The sequence below is a fragment of the Kluyvera intermedia genome (assembly GCF_021440345.1).
Taxonomy (GTDB): Bacteria; Pseudomonadota; Gammaproteobacteria; order Enterobacterales; family Enterobacteriaceae; genus Kluyvera; species Kluyvera intermedia_A.
In genome coordinates, this window is record NZ_JAKCNS010000111.1 from 1 (window position 1) to 1,652 (window position 1,652).

Consider the following 1,652-nt stretch of genomic DNA (forward strand, 5'->3'; position numbering starts at 1 on the left):
TAAGTTGGAGTCATTACCGGAATATCGAGTGAATCGATGTATTGATCGTCAAGCACAACATCCACACGATAGGTCCCGGGCATTTGGGCACCGGTTTCAAAGGATGAGAGATCGGCACCTTTCATACCGGGATCATCCAATTCGATAAGCGTTGGATCGAAATAATCACGAGCAATCGCGGTGTGAGAAATGATTGCCAGCGTACAGAAAACAAAAGAAGCTAGCCGCGTTGGTTTAAGTGGAGCAATTGGATTCATATAATTCAAAATTTCATCGCTCTCTATGCGCACAAAATCCATCACGGATAATTGGGGGATTAAATGTTTGTGCGATGTGTATCGCCAACACCGCCATAGTCATTAATGATTTTAAATGTTACTGAACCACCGCTGCTGTGGCTGGGTAATGGAAAACTGGCCGTCGAGTTTGGTAATACATACGTCGCGCTGTCTACTCTGATGTCGTTGACCAGAATTTCACTAAAGCTCAAGACATAATTACCCGGATTACTCACCTGAATTTGATCGCCAGATTTCCGCCACGTGAGTTTCTCTGCTTCTGTATCGAGAGAGACATCTTTCAAAGCCGCTGGGCGGTAGATTAATTTAATCCGTGTTTTAATCGCTATTTGCAGAGAGTTATCTGTACGCTTCGCTGAAGGGATTGCTTTAATGTTCAACCAGTAAAGTGATTCTTTATTCTCCGGAAGTGCCCCCGTCAGAACAATACGTTCGACATTTTTCTGGCCGCCTTCCAGGCGATAAAGTGGCGGGGTAATAATAAACGGGATGTTCCCCGCATCATTATCCTTGTGTTGTGTATCAATCCACGATTGAATCAAATAAGGTGTGGGGTCGGGGTTGGTTACAGCGACGGAAGATTCTTTTTTATTGCCATCATAAATTACCCGGGTTCCACCCACTACTACCCCCGCGTTAGCAACATTGAAAACTGCAAAAACGGTCATTCCGGCAAATAGTGTCTTACTGAGAAAATTCATTGATACCTCGATAAAAGAGGGGCCGATGCTCGACCCCACAAGATTCCCGTAAGGGGAATCAGTTATAATCCACGGTAAAGTTCGCGCTGGAGTTAGCTGGGCCGCCTTTTACGGTTGCGGTAGTGGCTTTATATTGAGCATAAAAAACCAGATCGTTTGACGCAGGGGTTGCTGCCAGCGTGTATTTGTAGCTGTTTGTTCCACCCAAAGGTAAATCGGCTTTATCAGCCGTCATCATATTAATGCCTACCCCTGTTGCACTGCCGGTTTCGGCGGTAATCGCCAGCAGGGCTTTATTGGTGGCATCTGATTCACCTTCAAACATCACGGTGGCAGAGGTCACTGCAGCCGGGCAGCCATCAAGCTTGATCGTGAATGGCACAGGAGATGTCGTATCATTTGCCGCTTTGAAATCAGTTTTCGCATGTTCGCCTAAATCAACAGTACCATTTGGCGCTGTAATGGTTGGAGTACAAGCGTCTTCCAGAATACTTCCAGAGAATTTCACCACACCTGAAGCTGCAAATACGTTTGACACAGACAATACTGCGGTTGCAGCCAGAGCAATCGCAATTATATTTTTTTTCATTTAATGTTCCTTAATTGATATCACTGCACGATTTATTCTATACAAATATATATTTGTATGTCA

General features: G+C 44.8%; 3 protein-coding genes. All 3 read right to left on the reverse strand.

The window, feature by feature from the left end:
* Nucleotides 1-299, reverse strand: a 299-nt coding sequence (locus LZ634_RS21200) for a FimD/PapC N-terminal domain-containing protein (RefSeq protein WP_234508737.1), incomplete at its 3' end; no start/stop codon positions are given.
* Nucleotides 300-316: 17 nt separating this feature from the next.
* Nucleotides 317-1,000 carry a molecular chaperone gene (locus LZ634_RS21205; protein ID WP_234508738.1) on the reverse strand — a complete coding sequence of 228 codons (684 nt, stop codon included), beginning with the start codon at nt 998-1,000 and terminating at the stop codon, nt 317-319.
* Nucleotides 1,001-1,058: 58 nt separating this feature from the next.
* Nucleotides 1,059-1,589, reverse strand: a complete 531-nt coding sequence (locus LZ634_RS21210) for a fimbrial protein (protein WP_234508739.1) — start codon at nt 1,587-1,589, stop codon at nt 1,059-1,061.
* Nucleotides 1,590-1,652 lie beyond the last annotated feature (63 nt).